Below are 24,234 nucleotides of genomic sequence, written 5' to 3' on the forward strand. Positions count from 1 at the left end.
CGAACGCAACAAAGTCAAAACTATGAGGAAGAAAGTGAGAACGGCAAATGCCTTGAAGAAAAGACGCTATGAGCGAATACACAGCCCTTGTACGAAGAAGGACAGGCTGTATCGATTTGCCGGCAAACTTAACTCCCGAAGCTATGACCGGTGTAGGTATTCAGGCAGGTTTTCTGACTTTCCCGCGCTTTCGAGCGCCTTCCCATTTCAGCTTTATGAAACAGTGGCCTGATGCTCGAGGGCGTTCCCGACATTGCCGGGTAGGATCACAGCGGCGGATCCGCCTCCGATTTTCACGGAGTTCCCTGTTGGTTTTGGTTAAAACACCTGAATACATTACCCTTTTGGGGGCTCGGGCCGATCCGGCAGCTGCAGCCGGGCTGAACACCTAAGGATGCAGCGCCGAATCGATTCGCCGACTAATTATTAGAATTGGTCTATTTTGTCAATCTGTTCGCTGGGAACAGGGCTTAAGGGCGCAGGTAAAAAATGATTACCCCATCTTGTTTGCCCTTTTAATTACATCGAAAGCGGGGCGGGATTGACTACTAAAACGGGATCGACCATTTAAATTGGTTTCCCGAGTAAAAGCGATTGCCGATGACATCATAACGACCAGGATCGATCCGACGTTGTGTGCGACGGCTCCCATAATCGGCGATAAAAGGCCTGTTATTCCAAGACAAATGGCAACCAGGTTTATGCCCAGGCTAATGATGACATTGATTTTGATCGTTCGTGTCATTTTCCGGCTTAAACGAATCAGAAACGGCAGTAGCGAGATACGGTCCTTCATCAACACGATGTCGGCGGTGGCAAGGGCCATGTCAGACCCACGCAGGCCCATGGCAACGCCTACCGCCGACGCTTTAAGGGAAGGGGCATCGTTCATGCCGTCGCCGACGAAGACCGTATCAAGGGAATTCGTTTTTTGAATGATTCCCATTTTTGTTTCGGGTTTTAAACGGTAATGGTAATCGGTGATGCCGATCTCATCGGCAACTCGCTTCACAGCGTTTTTTGAATCTCCAGATAGAATGGACATCCGGGTTACCCCCAGTGCCTTGAGTTGACTCACTGTCTCTGCCACATCGGGTCGGACGCGATCGAGCATGGCGATTTCACCGGCATGGTTTCCATCTATTGTAACCTGAACGATGGTTTCACCTGTGGCACTGTCGGTTTTGCCGGCACCCATTGATACAACGCTGCCGTCGACCATGGCGTTGACACCGGAGCCGGGAACAGCGGCCACGTCAATGGCTTTTTTCTTTTCAAGTCCCATTTTGGCCGCTTTTTTCAAAATCGCATGGGCGATGGGATGGGTGCTTCCCTGTTCCACGGCGGCAGCCATCGCCAATAATTTCTCTTGGGTAAATCCGTCCGCCGGCCGGATTGTCGTGATAACCGGTTTACCGGCGGTGAGGGTGCCGGTCTTATCAAAGAAAAAAGATCGGGCCTGGGCGATTTTTTCAAGGTAGCGGCCGCCTTTGATCATCATACCGGATCTGGCTGCCCGGCCCACGGTCGCGACAGTCGCAACCGGACCAGCCAACAAAAACGAGCAGGGGCAGCCCACCACCAATACGGTAATGGCACGGTTAATGTCCCGGGTGAAAAAGTAGGTCAATGCTGCAATCGTCAGAATGATCGGTGTGAAATAGCCTGCATAGCGGTCGACAATTCGCGTGCTTTCAATTTTGCTGTTTTCGGCATGTTGGATCAGGTCGATGATACGGCCGATGGTTGCATCACTTCCCGTTCGACTGACGATAAGTTTAATAAAGCCGTCGCTGTTCACGGTGCCGGCAGACAGCTTATCTCCCGGCCCTTTGAATACGGGAAACGCCTCGCCGGTCAGCAAAGACTCGTCAATGGCGCCGGATCCTTCAGTGATATGGCCGTCCACGGGAATCGTATCACCTGCCCTGACGATTGCGATTTCACCGGTTTCAACGGCATTGATGGGCTTGGTTTGTGTGCGGCCGTTTTTTTCAATCAGGGCCGTCTGCGGATTGGCTTTGACAAGGGTTTCGATGGCTCCTCTGGCTCTGTCACTCACCGCTTCCTCGATAAAGGCGCCGAGTACCATGATGAAGGTACAGGAATTCTGTTGGATGTATGATTAATGATTTTGGAAATTGAACAGATTTCCAACCACCATCGACCCGGCCAACAGACACTCGAGTCCGAAGGGCAGGTAGCCCCCAAAGCCTACAATGGGCATTTCAAAGATGAGGAACCGCTGAACAAAAGGAACCGCGTAGGTCCAGCGGGCCAGGCTGTAGTAATTCCACAATTCCCAGAAAAACCCACAGATCAATGCGGCCAGGGCCGGCACCACCAGCGGGCGAAAGTCGCCGCGTCGCAAAGGATGCAGCAGGGTCGGTTGGCCGGCAAGGGCTTGAAGGGAGAGAATGATGAGAAGCGGAGAGACCCAGAGTAAAGCAAAAAGCTGATCCGGAAATATTCCGATCAGGGCCAGGCCGATGGCCGACACAGCCAGTGTGATGCGGGGCAGCCAGACCGATGCCGGCAGGCTGATGGCGCGGCCGTGGGTCAGTCCTTTTGAAAGGGACGGGAAGGTGAGTAAAAGTTCGGTCATGCTGATTACGGCGGGTAGTACCGTGGCAAAGGCCAGGGTTGAGAAAAAACTGTATTCATAAGGACTCATACCCTCGACCCCGGTGTAGTACCAATTTTGCACAAAACGATTGAAGTATTCGAAAACCCACCAGAACATGGCACTGGCCGGAAACAGCAGCAGAAATTTCAAGGGGCGCCGAACCAGCAGGCAACTGCCGCTGCGTTTGACCACAAGGGCGCTGATGAAAAAAATAAAACCGGTCCACAGGGGTTGGAAGGTGTGGCGCTGAAAAGGCTGGAACCAGGTGAAGCGCTGCCAGGCGAAAACCCAGAAGAGCAGGCATAAAACCAGTCCTGCCCAGCCCCACCAGGGAAAAGGAGTGGGAGGAAGCGGCTTGGGAACCATCTTTTTGGTGTTGACCCGGCCATAGACCAAGGCAACCGCCAGCCCTCCCATCAACAGCAAATTGGCCGTGGCAAAGAAGATAAACCAAGGCCAGGAGAAACCAGCGTGTTGGACATACCGGGTGGTCGGCGGGATTTCCAGGTAGGGCAAAAGGTCGTATCCGGCGGCAAGGATGCCGACCAGGGGCAGGGCGGCCATCAGCATGGCGATCGTCAACCATTGCCACAGCGCGCCATATTTATGCAACTGACGGCTCACGGGTAGTTTATCCTGATGTTTATACAAGCGATTAGAATATAAAAACGTATGTACAGGTTCCCGGGCGATTCCATAAGCGGCTCGAGATCAAGGCTTGCGAATCCCGAGGAGGGAGGCGTACATAAAGTACTCCGCAGTGACGAGGGAGCCGCGTAACGCCGATATCGGGGCGCTTATGGGATCGCTATTATTGAATCCAGGAGATGACCACCGTCCCCAGCACCAGGGCGATGATTCCGATCAGCCGGTACCCCTGATCGGACAGGTTCACCAGCCAAGCACTAGCGGTATGGAAAAAGCCTGCGGGATTGAAATAAATCAACAGGCCCTTGGCGATGGCCAATCCACCGATCAGAGCAATGAACCCGCCGTGATTGGTCGACGAGGCGCTCAGCAGTAACAACACACCCACGATCAGCGGAATCAGGGCCAGCCAGATGCGGTTGACCTGACTCAACAGGCGCTCGATCGATGACTTGTACGTATCCGTATAGAGAATGGCGAATGCGCCGGCCGCGATCCATGCAAAACCCAGTGCATAAATGATGTATTTCATGGGATCCTCCTTTCCTTAATCGTTTAGCAGTCAAGTGACGGTTAATCAATATCCAGTTATTTACAAATGATTGTTTCTTGATTATTTTAGGCCATCAAAAATGGCTGAGAGCAGCACAACAAAGGTGGTGTTTTATGACCAGGGGGGCATTGATAATCGTTGACATGTTAAACGATTTTATAGACGAAAAGGGCGCATTATACTGCGGGCCCGGTGCCCGGGCGATTGTTCCTTTTATTCAGGAACGGCTGGCGGCCCATCGCAAGGCCGGCAGCCTGGTGGTCTTTCTTCAGGACGCCCACGCGGAAGATGACCTGGAGTTTGAAAAATTTCCCAAGCACTGCGTTGCCGGCACCTGGGGCAGTCAGATCATTGATGCACTCGCCCCCGAGCAGGATGAAAAGGTGCTGCCCAAAACCCGCTACAGCGGCTTTTACGGCACACCACTGGAAAAAATCCTCACCGACCATCAGCCTGATGAGGTCGAGGTGGTTGGCGTGTGTACCTCCATTTGTGTGATGGACACCGTCGGTGGTCTGGCCAACCGCGATTACCGCACCGTTGTTCACCGAGCCGGCGTGGCCGACTTTGATGCGGATGCACACCAGCACGCGCTGCTGCGTATGGAGCGTTTGTACGGAGCGATAGTCCAATGATTGCGAACGATTTTCCCGGCCCTCTGTTTACCGATCTGTATGAACTGACCATGTCCGCCGGTTACTTTCACCGGAAGATGGATGAGACGGCGACCTTTTCCCTGTTTGTAAGATCCCACCCCAAGCGCGGCTATTTTGTCGCCGCCGGCTTGCAGCCGGTGCTGGATGCGCTGAGCCGGTTTTGTTTCAGCCAGGCGGAGATCGACTGGCTTGAGAGTACAGGCCGATTCAAGCGCGACTTTCTCGATTATCTTTCCGCCTTGCGGTTTACCGGTGATGTCGTGGCCATGGATGAGGGAGAACTCTTTTTCCCCAACGAGCCGGTCATGGAGGTGACCGCCCCGCTGATTGAAGCCCAGATACTCGAAACCTATCTGATCAACGCCATGGGCCTGGCCAGCATGCTGGCCACCAAGGCCGCGCGTTGTGTGCATGCCGCAGGCGGCCGTCCCATTGTGGATTTCTCCTTACGCCGCACCCAGGGCAGCCATGCCGGCATGACGGTGGCCCGGTCGAGCTATATCACGGGGTTCACGGCAACCAGCAATGTTCTGGCCGGGAAACGCTGGGATATTCCCATTTCCGGCACCATGGCGCACTCCTTTGTGGGTGCCTTCGAATCGGAGACCGAATCGTTCGAAGCATACGCTGACCTGTTTCCGGACAATGCCGTGTTTCTCATCGACACCTACGATACCATACAAGGCGCCAGAAACGCCGCCGTGGTGGCCCAGCGCATGAAGCAAAAGGGGCACACCTTGCAGGGGGTGCGCCTGGACAGTGGTGACATGGTGGCGCTGAGCCGTGAAGTGCGCCGGATTCTGGACGATGCCGGCCTGCAGGAAGTACAGATATTCGCCAGCAGTGGTTTTGACGAGTATATCCTCACGCATCTGATCGAAAGCGGTGCCCGTATCGATGCCTTTGGGGTAGGTACCCGCATGGGAGTATCGGCGGACGCACCCTATCTGGACATGGTCTATAAGATGGTGCGCGTGGGCGACCGCGACGTGCGCAAACAAAGTGAAGGCAAGCGGACCCTGGCCGGAAAAAAACAGGTGTTCCGCCAAACATCCGCTGATGGCCGCTTTATCGGTGATATCATCGGGACTAGCGACGAGACCATGGATAACGCCACCGCTTTGTTGAAACCGGTGATGAAAAACGGTCGACTGGTGGGGCCAATGCCGCCGCTATCGGATATTCGTGTTAATTTCTCTAAAAATTTTAAGCGCTTGGACGATTGCTACAAGCGGCTGGAAAATGCGGACATCTATCCGGTGGCGGTTAGTGATCGGTTAAAGGCGTTACAAGAAAAGTGTTAAGTGTAAAGTTTTAAGTGTTAAGGGAAGGATCTTGTCTATTTTTTAATAGAATCGATAGAATACATCAACTTAACACTTAACCACTTAAAACTTTACACTCAGATCCAAAGATCTACCATGGCCGCAGCAACATGCGGTGTCCGGGAAAAAATTCTTTATTGAATTAAAACACGACCCCCACATACCCCACAAAACTGCTTCCCGGGCTCTTGTCATAGCTTGAAGCGTAAACCAGTTCTTCGGCTTTTTCGGCTCCCATGGCTTTGCCGACGGTAATCGCCGCCGCGGCAGCCCCGCTGCAACAGGCGTTGTCATGGGTCAGCCCTTCCCGGATGACGGCTTGCGGGTCCATGCGCAGCATGGCATCAATGACGCGCCGGTCGTTTTCATCGCGCACCCACTGCACCGCTTTCTCGCCGCTACCCTGGGAGGTAAATCCGTAATTGGGACCATAATGGGTCAGATCCGTGGAGCCGATTACGGCAATGGATAGATCTTGGTCCCGGGCGATATCCACGACCGATCGTGCCACGGACAGGGTCTCGTCGGCAGGCGGTACTCCCATGGCCACGACGCGCACATCGCCGAACAGATACCGGATAAACGGCATTTGCAACTCGATGGTGTTGTCCTGTTGATAGTGGGTCGTGGTTTCTATCTGAAAGGTATGCCGATGGGTCAGCGCGTTTGCCAGGTCGGTGTCCACGGCAAGCGGCCCAAAAGGCGTCTCCCAGTTTCCCTCGGGCATCATGTACCGCGCGGAACCGCTGTGCAGGTGCATGCCGAATACGACCACAACATCGGGGGATGCCCCCTGGGACAACCGATGGATGACATTGCAGGCGACGCTGCCTGAAAAATACCAGCCGGCGTGGGGAACAACGCCGCCTACGGGATTGGTGATGGTGGTATGATAGCGTCGGCCTTCTTCCAGAAAAGCCTTGATTTGGGCTTCGCACTCGCGCGGGTCGGCCGGATACCAGCTTCCGGAAAAAATGGATTTTCGAAGGTCCATGAGTAAAACCTCCTGTTTAGCAAAACGGTTTGGTTTTCGGGGATATGCCCAATTTTACACGGAAAAAACGGCAAGGTCACGACTTTTTTTTTAAAAGATCATGTTTATAGTAGGTAAAGCGATAAAGCAAACAGCCGGTCGGCATATGCTGAAAACGTATGTTTGAAAATGCTGGATCAGGCCCGGTAACAAGGCGCAATGCCGTTTTGAACCTTTGAACCTTGGAGGAAACCATGTGGGAATATACCGATAAAGTGAAAGACCATTTCTTGAACCCGCGTAATGTGGGTTTCATTGACGATTTTGACGGCATTGGAGAGGTGGGGTCCCTGGCTTGCGGTGATGCGCTCAAACTGACCTTCAAGCTGGGCGATGACAAGCGTATTGCCGATGCCAAATTCCAGACCTTCGGCTGCGCCAGCGCCATCGCTTCGTCATCCGCGCTGACCGAGATGGTTAAAGGCATGACCCTGGACGAAGCGGCCAAGGTCACCAATGAGGACATTGCCGACTTTTTAGGCGGCCTGCCCAAGGAGAAGATGCACTGCTCGGTCATGGGCCGGGATGCCATGGAAAAAGCCATCGCCTATTACCGCGGGGAAGGCGAGAAGAAGATTGACGGTGAGATTGTTTGTGAGTGTTTCGGCGTGACCGATAAACAGATCGAGCGGGCCGTAAAGGAAAACAGCCTCACTTCCATTGAAGAGGTGACCGATTATGTCAAAGCCGGCGGTGGTTGCAGTAACTGTCACGACAAGATCCAGTTTATCATCGATGACATATTGGGCAACGCCCCCCGGGCGGCGAAAAAGCCTGAAACCCTGACCAACATCCAGAAGATAAAGATGATCGACGCCACCCTGGAACGGGAGATCAAACCGGCGCTGAATCAGGATGGCGGCGACATCGAGCTGGTGGATGTGGATGGCGACCGTGTGCTGGTCAAGCTGCGCGGAACCTGTGCATCGTGCAGCAAATCCCAGATCACCCTCAAGCATTATGTCGAAACCAAACTCAAGGATCTGGTCTCCCAGGATCTGGTTGTGGAGGAGGTATAGCCGATGAAACCCATTTATGTGGACAACAACGCCACCACGCGTGTTGCGCCGGAGGTGGTCGAGGCCATGTTGCCCTATTTTTCAGATTTTTACGGCAATCCTTCCAGCATGCACACCTTCGGTGGCAGTGTGGGCTCCGAGCTAAAGGCGGCCCGCGGGTATGTGGCTGAATTGATTGGGGCCCAGCCCGAAGAAATCCTTTTTACCAGCTGCGGCACGGAAAGCGACAGTACGGCCATTCACGCAGCCATTCGTTCAAACCCGGACAGAAAACACATTGTCACCACCCGGGTGGAGCATCCGGCCGTAAAAAACCTGGTCGAGCATCTGGGCAAAAACGGCTACCGGACCACCTTCGTGCCCGTGGACAGGCAGGGCCGGCTGGATCTGGACACCCTGTACAAAAGCCTGTCCGATGATACGGCCATTGTGAGCATCATGTGGGCCAACAACGAGACAGGCACCATTTTTCCGGTCGAGGAAATTGCCCGCAAGGTACGCGAACGGGGGATCGTTTTTCACACCGACGCGGTTCAGGCCGTGGGCAAGATTCCCATCAACATGGCCGATTCGGCCGTTGATATGCTGTCCCTGTCCGGGCACAAGCTTCACGCTCCCAAGGGCATCGGTGTGCTTTACCTCCGCAAGGGCACCAAGTTCGCCCCGTTTCTTATGGGCGGCCACCAGGAGGGCGGGCGCCGTGCCGGTACAGAAAACACCACTTCCATCATCGGCATGGGCCGGGCGGCCCAGCTGGCCATGCAAACCATGGACGACGAGAACACCCGAGTGCGGGCCCTTCGTGACAAACTGGAAACCGAATTGATCAAACGCGTGCCCCGCAGCATGATCAATGGTGACCCGGAGAATCGCTTGCCCAATACCACCAGCATTGCCTTTGAATACATCGAAGGGGAGGCGATCCTGCTGCTCATGGATCAGCACGGTATCTGCGCCTCATCCGGTTCGGCCTGTACCTCCGGCTCCCTTGAACCCAGTCACGTCCTGCGCGCCATGGGGGTGCCCTTCACGGCTGCCCACGGCTCCATCCGTTTCAGTTTGAGCATCTACAACACCGAAGAAGAAATCGATTTCATCATCGAGAAAATGCCGCCCATCATCGAGCGATTGCGGCAGATGTCGCCGTTCTGGCAGGAAGGACGGATTGCCTGATTTTAATTGGAGAAAAACCATGGATATAACGCGTACCGAGGTCGAATCCAAAATCAGTGCGGTTACGGTATATCAAGGCTGGGCAATGATCAGCCGAACGGCCAGTGCCGAACTTGCCGCCGGCAAGCACACCCTGGTCTTTACCGATTTGCCGGCCTCGCTGGACCGGGACAATATCCAGGTCAAAGGCACGGGGGAGGCCACCCTGGGGGAATGCATTTTCGAAACGGAATATTTTGTCGAGGATGTGAATGAGAAAAAGCGGGCTTTACAAAAACAGGCTCAGGATCTCGAAGATAAACGGACTGAAATCAAACTGGGCATCGACGCCTGTGAAAGCGAAAAGGCCTTGATTGATAAAATTGCCGATTTTGTCACCACACCGGCCAGCGCGCCGCCTGCCGAGGGCCGTGTGCCGACTGCGACTGCAGGTGCGGCCCTGGATGTGGGTGCTTGGCAAAAGATGCTTGCCTTTTATCACGATCAGCACGGGGAAATCAGAAGCCGGATGCTGGCCTCGCAAAAATCGGTGCGTGAGGTGGAACGCGACCTCGAGAACGTATATACCCAGCTCGAGTCGTTGGGAGACGGCGTCGAACGCTCCCGCAACATTATCAAAGTCAGTGTGGCCAAGGAAAAGGCCGGCAAGATCACCCTGGATCTGTCTTACGTAATTACCGGTCCATCCTGGAGGCCCGTGTACAGTCTGCGGGCCACCAGCGACAGTGACACGATCAGCGTTGAATATGATGCCCTGGTGAATCAGGCAACCGGGGAAGCCTGGCAGGATGTGGCCCTGAAACTGTCTACGGCAAGGGTCAATGTGTCCGGTGTCATGCCGGAGCTGCATCCCTGGCGGCTGGCCTTTTACCAGCCCGCGCCGGTCATGAGCATGCCAAGGGCCAAAAGCCGTAAGGCCGAAGCGAATGCGCCGTTTGAAGAGGCCATGAAGGCATCCGCATCCGGCATTGCCGACGACGGTATGCCTGAGATGGAAATGGATTTCCCGGCGGCCTCGGTTGAAAGCGGCGGAACGTCGGTTGTTTTTGTGGTGGGTGGCGGTGGAACCATCAGCGGTGATAACAACAGTACCCGCGTGTCCATTCTGCGCCGCGAGTTTCCGGCATCGTTTCGATATGCGGCAACGCCCAAACTATCTGAATTCGCCTACCTGACCGGGAAGATAAACAATGACTCCGAGTTCCCGCTGCTGCCGGGCAAGGCCAATGTTTTCTTCGACGGTGCGTTCGTCTCGGTATCACAGCTTTCGCTGGTTATGCCGGGCCAGGAGATGGCGGTGTCACTGGGGGTGGATGAAGGAATTAAAATTGAACACCGGTTTCTAAGGCGCTTCAAAAAGAACCAGGGCCTGATGGCCAAGCGGATCAGCGAGCAGTTTGACTACCAGATCCGGATTACCAACAACCGCAAAAAAGACATAGAGATCGAGGTGGTTGACCAGCTCCCGATTGCCGAGAACAAGGACATCACGGTCAAGGCGATTTCACCTTCATTCAAGGAAGAAAATGCCGGGATTACCTTGGACGATGAATCCAAGATAAAGTGGCAGGTCACGCTTGCCGATGGTGAAAAGCGTGAGCTGCCGCTTTGTTTTATTGTTGAGTATCCGGCGGGCAGTCAGTTGAGTGGCCTTTAAGAGCCTGTTTGGTAAATCCGTCTAAGGCCCGCTAACGGCGTTGGAAAGTGTCTCAAAATGCTCACATATTACATATATGCTCCGCTTTTGAGCCACTTTCCGCCTTGTTATCGGGCCTGATCCTGACTTCCAAAACAGGCTCTAAGATATCGCTTACCAATCAGTCTTTGATTTTTTCGTTTACCTGACCTTTCAACCACCCGATCCACCCATCGAATCCAGCCTCGGTTTTGGACGATATTTCGAAAATGGGCATGTTGGGATGGATCTGTGCGATGGTCTGGCGGGCCAGGTCCATGTCGAAATCCAGGTAGGGCAGCAGATCGATCTTGTTGAGCAGGGTGGCGTCGCACTCGCGGAACATCAGCGGATATTTGGCGGGTTTGTCCTCCCCCTCGGTGACCGACAGTACCACCACGCGTTTGTCTTCACCGATATCGAACTCGGCCGGACACACCAGGTTGCCGATGTTTTCCACAATCAAAAGGTCGATGCCGGCCAGATCGATATCGGCCACGGCCTTTTCCACCACATGGGCTGCCAGGTGGCAATCGCCACCGAATTCGTCGGTATTGATCTGGATAACCGGTGCGCCGGACTGAGCCAGCCGGTCGGCATCGTTGGTGGTACAGATATCCCCCACGATCACGGCGCAGCGCAAATCGGGCATGATGCGCGCAAGGGTCTTTTGCAAGGTGGTAGTCTTGCCTGATCCCGGCGAACTCATCATATTGAGCACAAAGACTTTATTTTCCTTGAAGACCGTGCGCATGCGGTCCGCCATGATATCGTTGGCGTCCAGTACCCGCCGAACCACCTTGATTTCGCGGGTGCCTGACTTGCGGGTCTCCACTGCATGGCCATGATGATGGTGATCATGATCATGGGGACCATGATGGTGATGGTCATGGTGATAACGTTTGATAATGCGATTGGTGAAATTCCACATGGTCAATCCTCGTCTTCGATTTCAATGGAGCGAATATCCAGTTCCCGTCCGGAAAGGATATCAATATTACCGCTTTGGCACTCCTGGCAGGTAAAAACCGGCTCGGTGACCGTCCACTCGGCCTTACAATCCTTGCAGCGGACGACTACCGGCAGCTCTTCGATGACCAGTTCGGCGCCTTCCAGGGGCGTGTCCTTGATCACCAAATCAAAACAAAACGTAAGGCTGTCGGCGACGATGGCTGACAGTTTGCCTACCTGCAGGTTGACCCGTTGAACCCTGGCGCCCTTCATATCTTCGGGGATGGATGCCTTGGTGATCTCAACGATTTCCATGGCGATTCCCATTTCGTGCATGATGATTACCTGATTTTTTTTTCAATATGTTCTGGATGTCGGAGCAAGTCCGGCATGACGAGTCCAGCATTTTTTTCGAGTTCATCAAATTCTGGATACCCATCTTCAGCTGACAAATATCATCCGGTTTTGATTTGTTCAACCCAAACAATGGGTTTTTAAATTTTCCAATTTTTTTCTGGTTGTAATTTAATTGCTGAAATCGATTTTTTCTGCCTGGCGATATTCGGTAGCGGGTAGAATAATGAATTTGAATTGATTCAAGAATAGTCCTCAAATTCTTTTTTTCTATAAGAGAAGATGAACAAGAAGAAAGAAAAGAATGAAATTCATTAAAACTATCGGTTTTTATTCATTAACTTTTTGCGTCATTATTATAATTGACACACAATGACGAATCGGTTATAGGGCTTTGTTGAATTGTTAACGTGTTAATCATTCGAAAATTTTTCTGACGTTTGTCTATCTGCAATAGTCATTGAAAAATTACATGTTAAGAAGCGTGCATTGCATGACTGGATATCGATTTTACAGGGATCGTATGTCTTCTGCTCAGTTTGGCTGCGCTTTGACTGTTGTGCTGTATCCTTTGGACTCAAGCACCGAATCGGAAGTAAAATAAAGGGGGATTGTTCATGGCAGAAATCACTTTGAGTAGGGCGAGTAGAGTGAGTAAAGTGAGTAAAGTGAGTAATCTTCGCGGTGTCGCGCTGTTCTATATTATGAGTTTGATTGGGGTGTTTTCTTTTTTCATAAGCTTTCCATTTAATGGTAATGATACATTTTTGGTCAACCATGTCGTTGCCATGGCACGGGTCGGTTTGGCGCCGGTGATGAAATATATCGTTTATTTTTTGGGCATAATCAGTCTCATTGATCTATATGCTAGGAGGGAACGTTTCTTCCGAGATGGTGCGAACATTTTCATGTCCGTTGCAAAAATGATCGGGTTTATCATGTTGACGATGGTTGTCTTTAACCATGGGCCTGAATTCCTGTTGACACCGGAGGCCGGTCCTGCGGTACTATTTAAAATTCTGATTCCGATTACGATCACTGTGGTTGTTGCAGCGATATTCCTGCCGTTTTTATTGGATTATGGTCTGATTGACTTTTTTGGCGTGCTTGCCCGTCCGGTCATGCGACCTGTCTTTAAAGCACCTGGACTTTCTGCGGTTATTGCGGTATCGGCTTTTTTAGGAAACTTTTCTATCGGACATATTGCCGTTGATATGCTGCAAAAGAAAGGCCGATTGACAATGAGAGAATCGGTGTTGATCGGTACCGGATTCTGTACGGTTTCGGTTGGTTTCTTGATGCTTTTATCTTCCGCTTTTGGACTGGATCAATACTGGAATTTTTACTTCTGGAGTGCATTTATCATTACGATTGTCGTGACCATTTTCCAGGCCAGAATCTGGCCGACTTCCACAAAGCCCGACAGGTGTCTGGAAGGCTGTACGCCGAACCTGGAAAAAGAATTTAAGACTAACTTGTTGCGCAATGCGTATAATGAAGGAATAAATGTTGCTCAACATCAAAAATCGTTTGTCTCACGTGAAAAACTCATTTTAAAGGAAAGTATTCTTGTCGTGGCTGCCTTTGCCACAGGCGTTAACTTCTTTGCTACTGGTGGCGTTCTGATATATCAATACACACCGCTGATTCAATATGCTGCATACATTTTCTACCCAATTTTAAAACTGGTTCAGATTCCTGCATATGACCTGTGGACTGCATCCCAGGCCTGTGCGATATCTTTTCTGGATTTCTCGTTGCCAATGATTGTGATTACCCAAGGTGGCGAAGAGATGGCGCTGGCCACCAGATATGTGATGGCGGTCGTTCCGGTATCGGCAATTATTTTCCTGGGCGCGTTTATTCCCTGCATCATGTCCACCAGTATTCGCGTATCGCTTTTTGAATTGATTGTCATCTGGTTTGAAAGAATCGTTATTACTATTCTCATTGCCGGCGTTGTTGCAATGCTGTACTTTTGAAACCGCATGAGATGCTCGTTTTTACCCCGATGTTGCAACAGTACCTCTCGTTCCCACACTCTGCGTGGGAACGAGAGGTAACTTTCCGATTCCGATTACGAGCACCGCTTCGCTGATCATGAGCACGAGCACGACAGGCATTGGCGTTTTTCGTGCTCGCCGCAATCGATCATCATTTATTACTATCGATCGATGAAATTCCCGCTGAACACCTCCAAAATTACAACTGCTGGTTCAGATATTGACCAGCCGCACGCTTGCCGCTAATATGAATAATCAAGTATATTTTCAAACCTAAACTGTTTATCAGTCGATATTTGGGCAAAGGAGGGACTTGCATGTATTCCCATCTTTTTTCCGAACTCAGCATTCAGCACCTGACCCTTAAAAACCGTTTAACCATGGCCCCGCTTTACCTTGGCTATGCCGGTGAAGGAGGGACGGTCAGCAGCATGATCATAGACCATTACCGGCTCATGGCCCAAAGCGGTGTGGCCATGGTGGTGGTGGAAAACGCCACGGTGGACTATCCGACGGGCAGCGGCTCCGACCGTACGCTTCGGGCTGACACGGACGACAACCTGGAAGGGCTCACAGCGCTGGCCCGTACCATCAAAGCGGAAGGTGCGCTGGCCTGTCTGCAGATCAACCATGCCGGTCGATTTGCCCATGCGGCCGCCGAGCCACTGGCTCCTTCTGCCGTGCAGACGTTCAGTCGCCTGCCCAGGGCCCTTACCATCACTGAAATCGAAGGGATCATCGAAAAATATGCCGATGCTGCGAAAAGAGCGCAAAACGCCGGATTTGACATGGTCGAGCTGCACGGTGGAACCGGCTATCTGCTGGCCCAGTTCTTAAGCCCGCGTACCAATCAGCGCAACGATGAATATGGCGGCAACCTGGAAAATCGTTACCGATTTCCCCTGGCGGTTGTCAAACGGGTCAAGGACAGGGTCGGCACGATGCCGGTTGGGTACCGGTTTCTGGCCGATGAATGGCTGCCGGACGGATGGCATCTGGAGGGGGCCTGCCAGTTCGCCAAAACCCTGACCGCCACCGATATTGCCTATATCTCGGTGATGGGCGGGACGTATGAATCCTTTTTCCTGCCTGAGATCGTGGAAAAATCAAAACAGGAAGGCTTTATGCTGCATCTTGCCGCAACCGTGCGCAAGGCCGTGGACGTGCCGGTGATTGCCGCCGGTCGGATGGCCACCGGGTCCTTTGCCGACAAGGCCATTGCCGATGGCAAGACCGATCTGATCGGACTTGCCCGTGTGCTCTGGGCCGACCCCCAGTGGCCGCAGAAAGTCCGCGACGGCCGGGAGGATAAAATCCTGCACTGCACACCGGATTGCAAGGATGCTTGCATGCAAATGGTCATGCAAGGCAAACCCGCCTATTGCGCGCGTTGGCCGGCGGAGAAGGTGAAGGCATGGAAGGCTAAATTCACCTGATCGTGCCTATTCAGAAATGACCCATTTGCCTATTTCTGGACGGACAAGTGTTATAGATGTTTCCCCTCCAATGTTGCAACTGCAACATTGGAGGGAACAAGTCGTTGACCACAAAAAAGATGATCTGCGGTCAGGCCGCCATCTTCTTGTCCGGGGCCGCTTCGGTGAAAAATCCGCTCATCAAATTCATCCACGGATTCTCATAAATCGTCTTAAAGACCAGTTCTCCCCAGCCATCGCGGATGTCCCGGAACGTATTGAGGCTATCGACGATCATTGTCGACATGGTTTTCTCCCAACCCAAAAAGATATTGTCCTGGCTGGCTGGTATGTCATCGGCCCGGTTTTCCCGGATCTGATCGGCCCAGAACTGGAAGGGCCACATCCAGGGATTGAGGTCTGAGAAAAAGTAGCGTGAGACCCTCAAGGGATGAAGCTGGCGATAGGATTCGGCGGACGCAGGCGTGACGGCCATGCGGATCCAGGGAGAAACCAGTGTGCGGTAGGCCCGGTCCGTGGCTTCGGACACCTGCCGGACGGGCAGGAACGCCTTTTCGTCCTCTATGCCGTCGTCAAAGGCCAGAATATCCGCCATGGTCTTCTCGACATAGTGAAACGCATATTCTCCATTTTCGTCCGGATCTTCCTCGATGCGCATCTCGTATAGGCCCGGTTTGAGGTCGTAAAGCAAATCGAAACTGGCGATGATACTTTTATGCTCCCTGCGGGCAATTTTGGCAGATACGAAAATTCCCAGGTGACCGATGGTTGAATGAACGACATACACGATCGTCTGGCCGCGCCGTTTGATTTCATCGACATCGCCATAGGTTTTGACAAGCCAGTTGAAGGCCTGCTGGGGCGGGGTGATATTATCGCCGAAGGATGCAAAGAGAACGACTGGATTGGTATTGGTTCTAAGGTCCACGTGGCTGCCGTCTTCGAGCTGAAATTCTCCCCGTTCCAGCCGATTGCCGATGAAAAGGCCGTCGACGATCTGATGAATTTCCTCGGCGGTCAAAAGAAAAAAGCCGCCCCACCATTTCTCGAAGTCGAGATAGCGCTGTGCTTCGGTGTCGATATTGGCCCAGAGGTGGTACTGTTTGGTCCACAGGGTGTTGGCCGGGTTGAGGTTTTCGAAATTGGCCACGATGTGGGCGCCGTCGAAAATGCCGCCACCCATATCGCTGAGCAGTGAAGTAATCCATACGCCGCCCAGCAGGCCACCCAGATAGCGCAGCGGATTGATGCCTTCCACGCCGGCCCAGTAGGATAGGGGCGAGCCGTTGAATACCATGGGACCGACCAGATCCGAGCGCTTCGCACCGACCAGGGCCGCGGCCCACCCTCCCTGGCAATTGCCGATGATGGCGGGGCGGGGGGCATTGGGATGACGCCGGCCCACTTCTTCAACGAAACGGATCTGGGCGTCGCGCACATCCGTCAGGGTCTGGCCGGGCATGGGGGAAGTAAAGAAGATCAGGAAGTAGACGGGATGGCCGGCATCCATGGCCATACCGATCTGTGAATCCAATTTTGATCCGCCAATGCCGGGACCATGCCCGGCCCGGGGATCGAAGATGATGATGGGGCGGCTCACGACTTCCGGGGCCTGGGTGGCGATACTGGTCTTATGGCGCCGGTCCGCATCGGTGCATCGACGTTCTTGGGTGGCGGGGGTTGATGAACAGCGCCGATCCGTCTTGCCTTCGTCACGGCGGCTCAATATGCGCACCAGGACATAGTTGACCGGACGCTCGAACTGCCGGCCGTCCAAGACCGTTTCGTAATCGAAAACCAGAACCGGTGGCTGGTTTTTACGAAGATGTTCCAAGTAGGTGTTGCCGCGCATGCGAACGATATCCGTAAAGAGGATTGATCGCTGGGCAGCGTCCTGACAATAGTCAGACCAATCGGCCATCCATTTGAACCAGGAATCCATAAACATAGGCAGCCTCCTTTTGCTGAAGTGTAACTTCCGAATCTACTTCCGTATCCGCGACAGTGACATATGTCAGGATCGCTGAACGTCTTTTCCTGCCTTTGGCAGTATTTCAAAGAGCTAAGATGATCATCGCAGATTTTAATGGTGTTGGGAAGTATAATAGATAAATCCGATTAGCCAAGAAAAACCGATCGTGGTTTGAGTTCTGAAAAAGCACCGGTAACGCTGGACAGGGTCAGGATGCCGCCTCTTTCAAAACAAGTGCCGCTTTGTAAAGCTCTTTTTGAATATCAAGCAGTTTTCCCTGAATCAGGGTTGTCAAAACGGCCATACGGTTGCTGCTGGTACCGGATTTGTCCAGTATCCTGTCGATTTCCTGCTGGTATGCATTTAAGTGTGGACAGCGCTTAAGAAAGCGCTCACGTTCAGCTAATGCTTGTTTTAATAGGGCGTTAGGGTCGGTTGGATTCTGTGATTGGTGTGGGGTGGTGTTGCCTTCTTGGTTGAGACGAAATGGCATGGTACCCTCCTGTTGGAACACGATCTTGGATACTATCATACCAGTTGTCGATCAATCGATCAACCAAACGTCCATGTTGTGGTAATGAAGCAGCCGTTACTGCCACTATCATCGCCACCATCAGCGTCAGCATTACCATCACTGCTGTCTCCCGAGTCCGATTCAGGTGTCGACTCGGCGTTTTCCAATCCCGGGCCACCAATGTCAACAACCAGACCATTGGCGGCAAGATCATCGTCACCACGCCCACCATCGACAAAATGCAGGGTAATGACGGCCTGGTTGATCTGCGCACCGGTCGTGCCGTCATAGAGGAATGTATACCAATGATCGTCAGTATTATCCGGGGTGGGACCGTATTTGTAGTAGGTATTCACATTGGCGTCAGCGGGAAGATAAAGTGTCAGTGACGTACTGCCGCCGGGCTGCACACCGGTGATGGTGAAACTGAAAAATCCATAGGGAAACGATGTCTGGGAAGGGGCATCCGCCGGCGACGGGTTGCCGGTGGCCTGGCAATCCGACAAGGTGGTGCCAGACGGCGCCGCCAGGGTCACATAGGCGGTATTGTCAACAGTGGGCAAGGTGGTCACATTGTCCTGGATGCTGTCCGCGATGCCGTCGCCGTTGCCGTCCCCGGAATTGGGGCCGGCATCTTCCACGGCATCGGATACACCATCACTGTCATCGTCGGTGTCGGCATTGTCACCGATACCGTCACCGTCCGTATCATCGGTTTCGGTGGGGTCCAGGGGAAACGGATCATTGGCATTGACCTGGCCGTCATTATCGCTGTCCAGACTGAATACGGCTAGGGCGCCGTCATACTCGCCAGCCGCATACAGATGATAGCCATCCGGGCTCATGGCCAGTCCCGCTACCCCGTTCAGGCCATCCACATTGTTGGTGCCGTCCTTGTGCATCTGGGCGAAGGTCAGGCGGCCGGTATCCGTGTCGCGTCCAAAGGCAACGACGGCGTTGTCAAAGCAGCCGGCTGCATACAGGTGGTCGCCAAGCGGAGCGACCACAAGGCCATATGCGCCGTTGATGCCGTCCACGCCATCGGTATTGTCTGCTTGCATTTCAAGGAACGTCAACCGGCCGGTATCGGTATCGCGGCCGAAGACCGCCACGGCATCATCATAGCGTCCGGTTGCATAGAGCGTCCTGCCGTCAGCGCTTACGGTAACGTCCATTGCCCCGTAGAGCCCGTCAACTCCACCAACGCCGTCTTTTTGGATTTCCACAAAGGTCAGGGCGCCGGTATCGGCATCGCGACTGAAAACCGCCACAGCACTGTCGGAGCGTGCCGCAGTATAAAGGTATTTTTCATCCGGGCTGAACGTGACGGCCCGCACATTACTGAGCCCGTCCACGCCGCCGACACCGTCCTGCTGCATTTCAAGGAAAGTCAACTGACCGGTATCAATATCACGGCTGAAGACCGCCACGGCATGATCACTGTACCCGGCAACGTAAACATTGGATCCATCGGTCGTGATGGCAATCGCGATGGCCCCGTCGAGGCCGTCGATGCTGTCGTTTCCGTCTTCGTAAATCTCTATGAAACGCAATTGTCCGGTGGTCGCATCGCGGTCGAACAGGGCTACGGCATCATCTCCATACCCGGCGGCATACAGATGGTTGCCGTCAGGGCTGACCGCCACCGCACTAGCCCGATAAAGTCCGTCGACACCGTCCTCTCCGTCCGTTAGGGATTCGATGAAGGTCAAACCGCCCGTGGCGCTGTCGCGGCCAAACACGGCGATACTGCTGTCCCAATAGCCGGCGGCGGTATAGACATGCCGGCCGTCCGGGCTGACCGTGACGTCAATCACCCCGTACAATCCATCGGCATCGGCATAGCGGTCCTGCTGCATGTCGACGAAGTCCAACTGCTGCGAGGCATCGTTCCAGGCAAATATTCCCACGCCGTTGTCATACTCACCGGCAACGTAAACATGGGTATCATCGGGGCTGATCACCAGGGAAAACGCACCCAGCAGGCCATCGACGCCATCCGTATCATCGATCAATGTTTGCAGGAAAACAAGTGCACCGGTGTCCGTCTGCCGTGAAAACACCACCAGCGTATCACTATACCAGCCGGTCACCATCAATCGGGTGCCGTCGGCGCTGACGACGATTCCCATTGGCCCGACCAATCCACTGATGCCGTCCGTTTCGTCGAAAAAGGCCTGCACAAAGGTCAGCCGGCCGGTGGCACTGTCCCGGTTGAACAGCGCCACGGCGTCCTCATCGGTGCCGGCCACATACAGATGGTTGCCGTCCGGGCTGATGACGACCCCACAGGCGCCGTCAATACCGTCGATGCCATTGACCCCGTCAGTGTGGCTTTCGATGAAGGTCAGCGCCCCGGTGGTACTATCGCGGGAGAACACGGCCAGGGTGCCGAAATAACCGACAACATACAGGTACCCGCCATCCGCGCTGATGCTGATCTGGAAGGCGCCATATATACCTTCAACGCCGTCGATTTCGTCCTGCACGAGTCCCACAAAAGTCAGTGCGCCGGTGGTGGTGTCGCGGCTGAAAATGGCCACACTGTCATCCACATAGCTGGCCACGTAAACATGGCGATTGTCCGGGCTGACCACCGCGTCCACTGCGCCTTCAAGTCCGTCAACAACGTCATCCTCCTTGTGCACGTCGATAAAGGTCAACTGCCCGGTGGTGCTGTCACGGCTGAATACGGCCAGTCCGTCATCCCAGTCGCCGACGGCATACAGGCTTTGCCCGTCGGGACTGACCGCAACGTCCATAACGCAGTCAAGACCATCCACGCCATCGGCCCCATCACGCTGGGTTTGCGTCAAGGTCAGCCGTCCGGTAGCGCTGTCGCGGGTATACACGGCGATAACGCCATTCCAGTACCCGGCGGCATAAAGGTGCTTGCCGTCCGGGCTACCGGCAAGTCCGGTGACCTCGTCCAGGATCGGGCCGCCGTAATTGGCTTCGACAAATTGGAAGGCGGCCTGGGTTGGTGCGGGAAGCCCCCCCACCATAAGGATGACAAGGATCATGATCCCTAAAAAAATCGATCGTCTTTGAATCGTTCTAAATGGTTTTAAGGCTAAAAAAAAAAGGAAAGGGGAAAAACAGTGGAACCCTGAACATTGGTGTACTCCTGGTTGGCGCGTCGTCTTGTCGGGCGCAGGTCGATATTCTATAGATATCGGCTGTTTTTCCTGCAGGTTTAATCGGGGGCGGAATCGATATCGGGCGGCGGAATCGGCGGGTGTGTCTGCCATGCCCGCCTGAAGAGAGGTGACGGGTACGCTTTTACGTTGTTTTTGACGTTGCATCCACATGCCGTTGGAGCGTTTCGGATGCCTTTTCGCGCAATCTGAATTTTTGGATTTTACCCGATGCCGTCGTCGGATAATCGTCAACGAAAAAGAAAATGATGGGTATCTTATGAAAGGCGATCTTTCCTTTGCAAAAGGCCTTCATCTCCTCCTGGCTGGGGGGAGGGCCGCTTTTTAACTGAATATAAGCAACCACCTCCTCGCCATACTTGACGCTCGGCACCCCCACGACCTGAACGTTGCGAACCTGGGGGTGGGTATAGAGAAATTCCTCGATTTCGCGAGGATAGATATTCTCACCGCCACGGATGATCATGTCCTTGATGCGGCCGGTAATTTTACAATAGCCGTTCTCATCCATGATCGCCAGATCCCCGGTATGGAGCCAACCCTCCGCATCGATGGCCTCGGCGGTGGCTTCCGGCATTTTGTAGTAGCCTTTCATGACATGGTAACCGCGTGTGCAAAGTTCCCCCTGATGGTCTGCCGGCAAAGGGGCGTTGTCGTTGGGTCCGACGATTTTGACTTCAACGTCAGGCAGGGCGCGGCCGACCGTACTCACCCGAAGCTCAAGGGCGTCTTCCGCCCGGGTCTGGGTAATGCCGGGCGAGGCTTCCGTTTGCCCATACACAATCGTCATCTGCGAGGCCCCCATCAGATCGACCACCTTTTTCATCACTTCAATGGGGCAGGGGGCGCCGGCCATGATGCCCGTGCGCAGGCTTTGCATGTCATAAGGGGTGTTCTCCATTTCTTCCAACTCGGCAATAAACATGGTGGGGACGCCGTGGACGGCGGTGCATCGCTCGGCTTCAATGGTCTCCAGCACCACGTCCGGCTTGAATTGAATCACCGGCGACATGCAGGCGGCCGACACCAGGCAGGTCAGGGTGCCCAGCACACAACCGAAGCAATGGAAAAAGGGCACCGGAATACACAGGTTGTCCGTTGCCGAGAAGCGCATGCACGCGGCAATGCTTTTGGCATTGCCGATGAGATTGGTGTGCGAGAGCATGACTCCCTTGGGAAAGCCGGTGGTGCCGGAGGTGAACTGCATATTGATGACCTCGTCCGGGTCCAGTGAGGCCTGACGATCTTTTAAGGCCTTATCGCTAACCGAGCAGCCCATTTCCATCAGGTCCTGCCAGCCGACCATCCCGGGCTGGCGTTCTTTGCCGAGATAGATCACGTTTTTCAGCAATGGCAGCGTCTTGGATGTCAGTTGACCCGGCCGGCAATCCTTTAACTCCGGGCAGACTTCATCGATTACCTTCAGGTATTCATCGGCTTCACGCACCCCGCCGATCATCAACAGGGTGGTGGCATCGGACTGTTTCATCAGGTATTCGAGCTCGAATGCGCGGTAATTGGTATTTACGGTGACCAGCACGGCGCCCATTTTTCCCGTTGCAAACTGACAGTAAATCCACTGGGGGACATTGTTCGCCCAGACCGCTACCTTGTCACCCTTGGCGATCCCCAGGGCCATCAACCCCTTGGCCACATCGTTGCAGATGTCCCGAAATTCTTTGTAGGTGTGACGGATTCCCAGTTCATGGTAACTCACGGCAGGGGTGCTGCCGAACTGGTCGGCGACCTGGTCCACAAGTTGTCCGATCGTGGTTTGACCGACGATGAAATCTGGACGTTTCATCCCCATTTCCTTGTTTGCAAAAACACATAAATACTAAATGCAATGCGTCATGAGACGGGTTTCAGCGAACTGTCGGCGATGGCGAGTATCTCACCGCATGCGGGGCATTTGCCACTGAAAACAAATTCCTTGTCGATCAGGCGAGGATTGAAACCACGCGATATATCATTGAGATTGATGAAATGGCCGCAGTGGGAGCAGAGGCTGCCGACCTCGGTGGGCGATTTGAATACATGGCGTTTGTGGGCCAGCACCAGCACGAAAAGCAGTTTGAAGCCGATCAGGCCGGCCAGGGCGCCCTTTATCAGCCAGCCGGGCGTCTTTCCACGGGAGGAAATGGCGGCCGCCTGTTTGACCATGGCTGCACCGGCGCTTTTGGCGGTTCCCGTTTTTCCGGCCATGAGGGCCAGTTTTGCAAGGGGTAATAGATGGATGGCCATCGTTGCCTCCTATATTAGATAAAAGAGATTAAATTCAGCTTACCCAATTGCCGCTTTATTGTAAACGTTGCGCTTATGCATGGGCCATCCATGGGAAATGGTGGCGGGATAAAATCGCGCTTGCTTTATTAAAAAACACACGTTACATTACATATGTTGTTGTTTGATTTCGAGACCCTCCTGACTACAGTCGTGTTTGCCTGGAAACAGGCAATTTGACGATTTATGGATAGACACAGATAGAAAGACAATTCGATGCCTCCCAAGCAACGCTTCAGCTCCGATGACGTCATTAATGCCGCCTACGCGATCGTCAGAAGAGACGGATGGCAGGGGCTTTCCGCGCGTACCATCGCCAAGGAACTGAACGCCTCGACCCGGCCGATTTACGACCACCTGCAATCCATGCGGAAGATCGAGGAAGCGGTCGTGGAAAAAGCCCTGGCCGATTTTGTGGCCTTTATCACCCTTGAGCGTACCGGCGATCAGTGGCTGGATCAGGCCCTAGGCTATGTCCTCTTCGCCCAGGCGGAAAAACATCTGTTCCGGTGTATCAATGACGAAAAACATATCCCGTCCCAGAGAAAATTTTCCCGGGAGCATTGGGCTCAGTTAGGCGATCAGCTTGCGGGTGACGACCGCTTTAAAGATCTGCCGGAAGAATCCATGAACCGGATCCGCTCGGCCAGGTGGATCGTTCTGCATGGGCTGGCCTTTCTGGTCAGCAGCGGATGGGTGGAGCTGCCGGAAGGGGAGGATAGCAAGCTGTTCAGTTATCTGGGCATGACCGTGACCGATTTTTTGCGACGGATCAATCATGCCCTTTACGAAGAATTTAAATAAGATATAAAAAAGCTACAGTGTCGGCTCTCCAAAAAGATAAAACTTGAATTT

19 protein-coding genes and 1 riboswitch are annotated in these 24,234 nt (G+C 53.6%); of the genes, 8 read left to right on the forward strand and 11 right to left on the reverse strand.

Annotation, left to right across the window (positions count from 1 at the left end):
* Positions 1-145 precede the first annotated feature (145 nt).
* Positions 146-346, reverse strand: a riboswitch (cobalamin riboswitch).
* 147 nt (positions 347-493) lie between these two features.
* From Dvar_RS02505 to Dvar_RS02515, 3 genes are all read right to left on the reverse strand, one after another.
* Positions 494-2,092, reverse strand: coding sequence for a heavy metal translocating P-type ATPase (locus Dvar_RS02505; RefSeq protein ID WP_419660154.1), 1,599 nt, complete (start codon positions 2,090-2,092; stop codon positions 494-496).
* Between the two features lie 33 nt (positions 2,093-2,125).
* Positions 2,126-3,250, reverse strand: coding sequence for a hypothetical protein (locus tag Dvar_RS02510; RefSeq protein WP_419660155.1), 1,125 nt, complete (start codon positions 3,248-3,250; stop codon positions 2,126-2,128).
* Positions 3,251-3,437: 187 nt separating this feature from the next.
* The gene (locus tag Dvar_RS02515) at positions 3,438-3,806 is read right to left on the reverse strand and encodes a hypothetical protein (RefSeq protein ID WP_419660156.1); all 369 of its coding nucleotides are present in this window, start codon (positions 3,804-3,806) and stop codon (positions 3,438-3,440) included.
* A gap of 134 nt (positions 3,807-3,940) precedes the next feature.
* Between Dvar_RS02515 and Dvar_RS02520 the strand changes: the two genes are divergently transcribed.
* Together Dvar_RS02520 and Dvar_RS02525 are read left to right on the forward strand one after the other, a co-directional pair.
* Positions 3,941-4,462: a cysteine hydrolase family protein gene (locus Dvar_RS02520; protein ID WP_419660157.1), complete on the forward strand. Its 522-nt coding sequence runs from the start codon at positions 3,941-3,943 to the stop codon at positions 4,460-4,462.
* The gene (locus tag Dvar_RS02525; protein ID WP_419660158.1) at positions 4,459-5,787 is read left to right on the forward strand and encodes a nicotinate phosphoribosyltransferase; all 1,329 of its coding nucleotides are present in this window, start codon (positions 4,459-4,461) and stop codon (positions 5,785-5,787) included. Before Dvar_RS02520 ends, Dvar_RS02525 begins: the two co-directional genes overlap by 4 nt.
* A gap of 163 nt (positions 5,788-5,950) precedes the next feature.
* On the opposite strand, the gene amrB is transcribed toward Dvar_RS02525, so the two are convergent.
* Positions 5,951-6,802, reverse strand: coding sequence for an AmmeMemoRadiSam system protein B (gene amrB / locus Dvar_RS02530; protein ID WP_419660159.1), 852 nt, complete (start codon positions 6,800-6,802; stop codon positions 5,951-5,953).
* A gap of 233 nt (positions 6,803-7,035) precedes the next feature.
* Here amrB and nifU point away from each other — a divergent pair, with 233 nt between their 5' ends.
* Genes nifU through Dvar_RS02545 form a run of 3 tightly spaced genes read left to right on the forward strand, consistent with a single transcriptional unit; the run spans position 7,036 to position 10,690 of the window.
* Entirely contained in the window at positions 7,036-7,860 is an 825-nt protein-coding gene (gene nifU / locus Dvar_RS02535) for a Fe-S cluster assembly protein NifU (protein WP_419660160.1), read from the forward strand.
* Between the two features lie 3 nt (positions 7,861-7,863).
* A complete protein-coding gene (gene nifS / locus Dvar_RS02540) occupies positions 7,864-9,033 on the forward strand; it encodes a cysteine desulfurase NifS (protein WP_419660161.1) in 1,170 nt (389 codons plus the stop codon).
* 19 nt (positions 9,034-9,052) lie between these two features.
* Complete coding sequence (locus tag Dvar_RS02545) at positions 9,053-10,690, forward strand: mucoidy inhibitor MuiA family protein (protein ID WP_419660162.1); 1,638 nt, start codon at positions 9,053-9,055, stop codon at positions 10,688-10,690.
* 160 nt (positions 10,691-10,850) lie between these two features.
* Here the strand turns inward: Dvar_RS02545 and hypB are convergent, their stop codons facing one another.
* Both hypB and hypA read right to left on the reverse strand, forming a co-directional pair.
* A complete protein-coding gene (hypB, locus tag Dvar_RS02550) occupies positions 10,851-11,639 on the reverse strand; it encodes a hydrogenase nickel incorporation protein HypB (RefSeq protein ID WP_419660163.1) in 789 nt (262 codons plus the stop codon).
* A 2-nt stretch (positions 11,640-11,641) separates the two neighbouring features.
* Positions 11,642-11,995 (reverse strand): hydrogenase maturation nickel metallochaperone HypA, encoded by a 354-nt coding sequence (gene hypA, locus Dvar_RS02555; protein WP_419660164.1) that lies wholly within the window; start codon positions 11,993-11,995, stop codon positions 11,642-11,644.
* A 635-nt stretch (positions 11,996-12,630) separates the two neighbouring features.
* On the opposite strand from hypA, the gene Dvar_RS02560 reads away from it, so the two are divergent.
* Positions 12,631-13,995: a YjiH family protein gene (locus Dvar_RS02560; RefSeq protein WP_419660165.1), complete on the forward strand. Its 1,365-nt coding sequence runs from the start codon at positions 12,631-12,633 to the stop codon at positions 13,993-13,995.
* Between the two features lie 338 nt (positions 13,996-14,333).
* Complete coding sequence (locus Dvar_RS02565) at positions 14,334-15,452, forward strand: NADH:flavin oxidoreductase (protein ID WP_419660166.1); 1,119 nt, start codon at positions 14,334-14,336, stop codon at positions 15,450-15,452.
* A 130-nt stretch (positions 15,453-15,582) separates the two neighbouring features.
* Here the strand turns inward: Dvar_RS02565 and Dvar_RS02570 are convergent, their stop codons facing one another.
* The 5 genes from Dvar_RS02570 to Dvar_RS02590 form a co-directional block, all read right to left on the reverse strand.
* Complete coding sequence (locus Dvar_RS02570; RefSeq protein WP_419660167.1) at positions 15,583-17,400, reverse strand: DUF3141 domain-containing protein; 1,818 nt, start codon at positions 17,398-17,400, stop codon at positions 15,583-15,585.
* A 232-nt stretch (positions 17,401-17,632) separates the two neighbouring features.
* Positions 17,633-17,917 (reverse strand): hypothetical protein, encoded by a 285-nt coding sequence (locus Dvar_RS02575; RefSeq protein ID WP_419660168.1) that lies wholly within the window; start codon positions 17,915-17,917, stop codon positions 17,633-17,635.
* A 59-nt stretch (positions 17,918-17,976) separates the two neighbouring features.
* A complete protein-coding gene (locus Dvar_RS02580; protein ID WP_419660169.1) occupies positions 17,977-20,961 on the reverse strand; it encodes a lactonase family protein in 2,985 nt (994 codons plus the stop codon).
* A 259-nt stretch (positions 20,962-21,220) separates the two neighbouring features.
* On the reverse strand, positions 21,221-22,900 hold the full coding sequence (locus Dvar_RS02585; protein ID WP_419660170.1) for an AMP-binding protein: 1,680 nt from the start codon (positions 22,898-22,900) through the stop codon (positions 21,221-21,223).
* Between the two features lie 47 nt (positions 22,901-22,947).
* A complete protein-coding gene (locus tag Dvar_RS02590; RefSeq protein WP_419660171.1) occupies positions 22,948-23,340 on the reverse strand; it encodes a hypothetical protein in 393 nt (130 codons plus the stop codon).
* Between the two features lie 255 nt (positions 23,341-23,595).
* Between Dvar_RS02590 and Dvar_RS02595 the strand changes: the two genes are divergently transcribed.
* The gene (locus Dvar_RS02595) at positions 23,596-24,183 is read left to right on the forward strand and encodes a TetR/AcrR family transcriptional regulator (RefSeq protein ID WP_419660172.1); all 588 of its coding nucleotides are present in this window, start codon (positions 23,596-23,598) and stop codon (positions 24,181-24,183) included.
* Positions 24,184-24,234 lie beyond the last annotated feature (51 nt).

This window comes from Desulfosarcina variabilis str. Montpellier, assembly GCF_048565275.1.
Classification (GTDB): Bacteria; Desulfobacterota; Desulfobacteria; order Desulfobacterales; family Desulfosarcinaceae; genus Desulfosarcina; species Desulfosarcina variabilis.

Coding starts and splice junctions, on each gene's coding strand:
- nifU (WP_419660160.1), top strand. CDS start 7,036: ATGTGGGAATATACCGATAAAGTGAAAGACCATTTCTTGAACCCGCGT.
- hypB (WP_419660163.1), bottom strand. CDS start 11,639: ATGTGGAATTTCACCAATCGCATTATCAAACGTTATCACCATGACCAT.
- hypA (WP_419660164.1), bottom strand. CDS start 11,995: ATGCACGAAATGGGAATCGCCATGGAAATCGTTGAGATCACCAAGGCA.
- Dvar_RS02515 (WP_419660156.1), bottom strand. CDS start 3,806: ATGAAATACATCATTTATGCACTGGGTTTTGCATGGATCGCGGCCGGC.
- Dvar_RS02590 (WP_419660171.1), bottom strand. CDS start 23,340: ATGGCCATCCATCTATTACCCCTTGCAAAACTGGCCCTCATGGCCGGA.
- nifS (WP_419660161.1), top strand. CDS start 7,864: ATGAAACCCATTTATGTGGACAACAACGCCACCACGCGTGTTGCGCCG.
- Dvar_RS02580 (WP_419660169.1), bottom strand. CDS start 20,961: ATGATCCTTGTCATCCTTATGGTGGGGGGGCTTCCCGCACCAACCCAG.
- Dvar_RS02565 (WP_419660166.1), top strand. CDS start 14,334: ATGTATTCCCATCTTTTTTCCGAACTCAGCATTCAGCACCTGACCCTT.
- Dvar_RS02585 (WP_419660170.1), bottom strand. CDS start 22,900: ATGAAACGTCCAGATTTCATCGTCGGTCAAACCACGATCGGACAACTT.
- Dvar_RS02570 (WP_419660167.1), bottom strand. CDS start 17,400: ATGTTTATGGATTCCTGGTTCAAATGGATGGCCGATTGGTCTGACTAT.
- Dvar_RS02520 (WP_419660157.1), top strand. CDS start 3,941: ATGACCAGGGGGGCATTGATAATCGTTGACATGTTAAACGATTTTATA.
- Dvar_RS02545 (WP_419660162.1), top strand. CDS start 9,053: ATGGATATAACGCGTACCGAGGTCGAATCCAAAATCAGTGCGGTTACG.
- Dvar_RS02505 (WP_419660154.1), bottom strand. CDS start 2,092: ATGGTACTCGGCGCCTTTATCGAGGAAGCGGTGAGTGACAGAGCCAGA.
- Dvar_RS02595 (WP_419660172.1), top strand. CDS start 23,596: ATGCCTCCCAAGCAACGCTTCAGCTCCGATGACGTCATTAATGCCGCC.
- Dvar_RS02575 (WP_419660168.1), bottom strand. CDS start 17,917: ATGCCATTTCGTCTCAACCAAGAAGGCAACACCACCCCACACCAATCA.
- amrB (WP_419660159.1), bottom strand. CDS start 6,802: ATGGACCTTCGAAAATCCATTTTTTCCGGAAGCTGGTATCCGGCCGAC.
- Dvar_RS02525 (WP_419660158.1), top strand. CDS start 4,459: ATGATTGCGAACGATTTTCCCGGCCCTCTGTTTACCGATCTGTATGAA.
- Dvar_RS02560 (WP_419660165.1), top strand. CDS start 12,631: ATGGCAGAAATCACTTTGAGTAGGGCGAGTAGAGTGAGTAAAGTGAGT.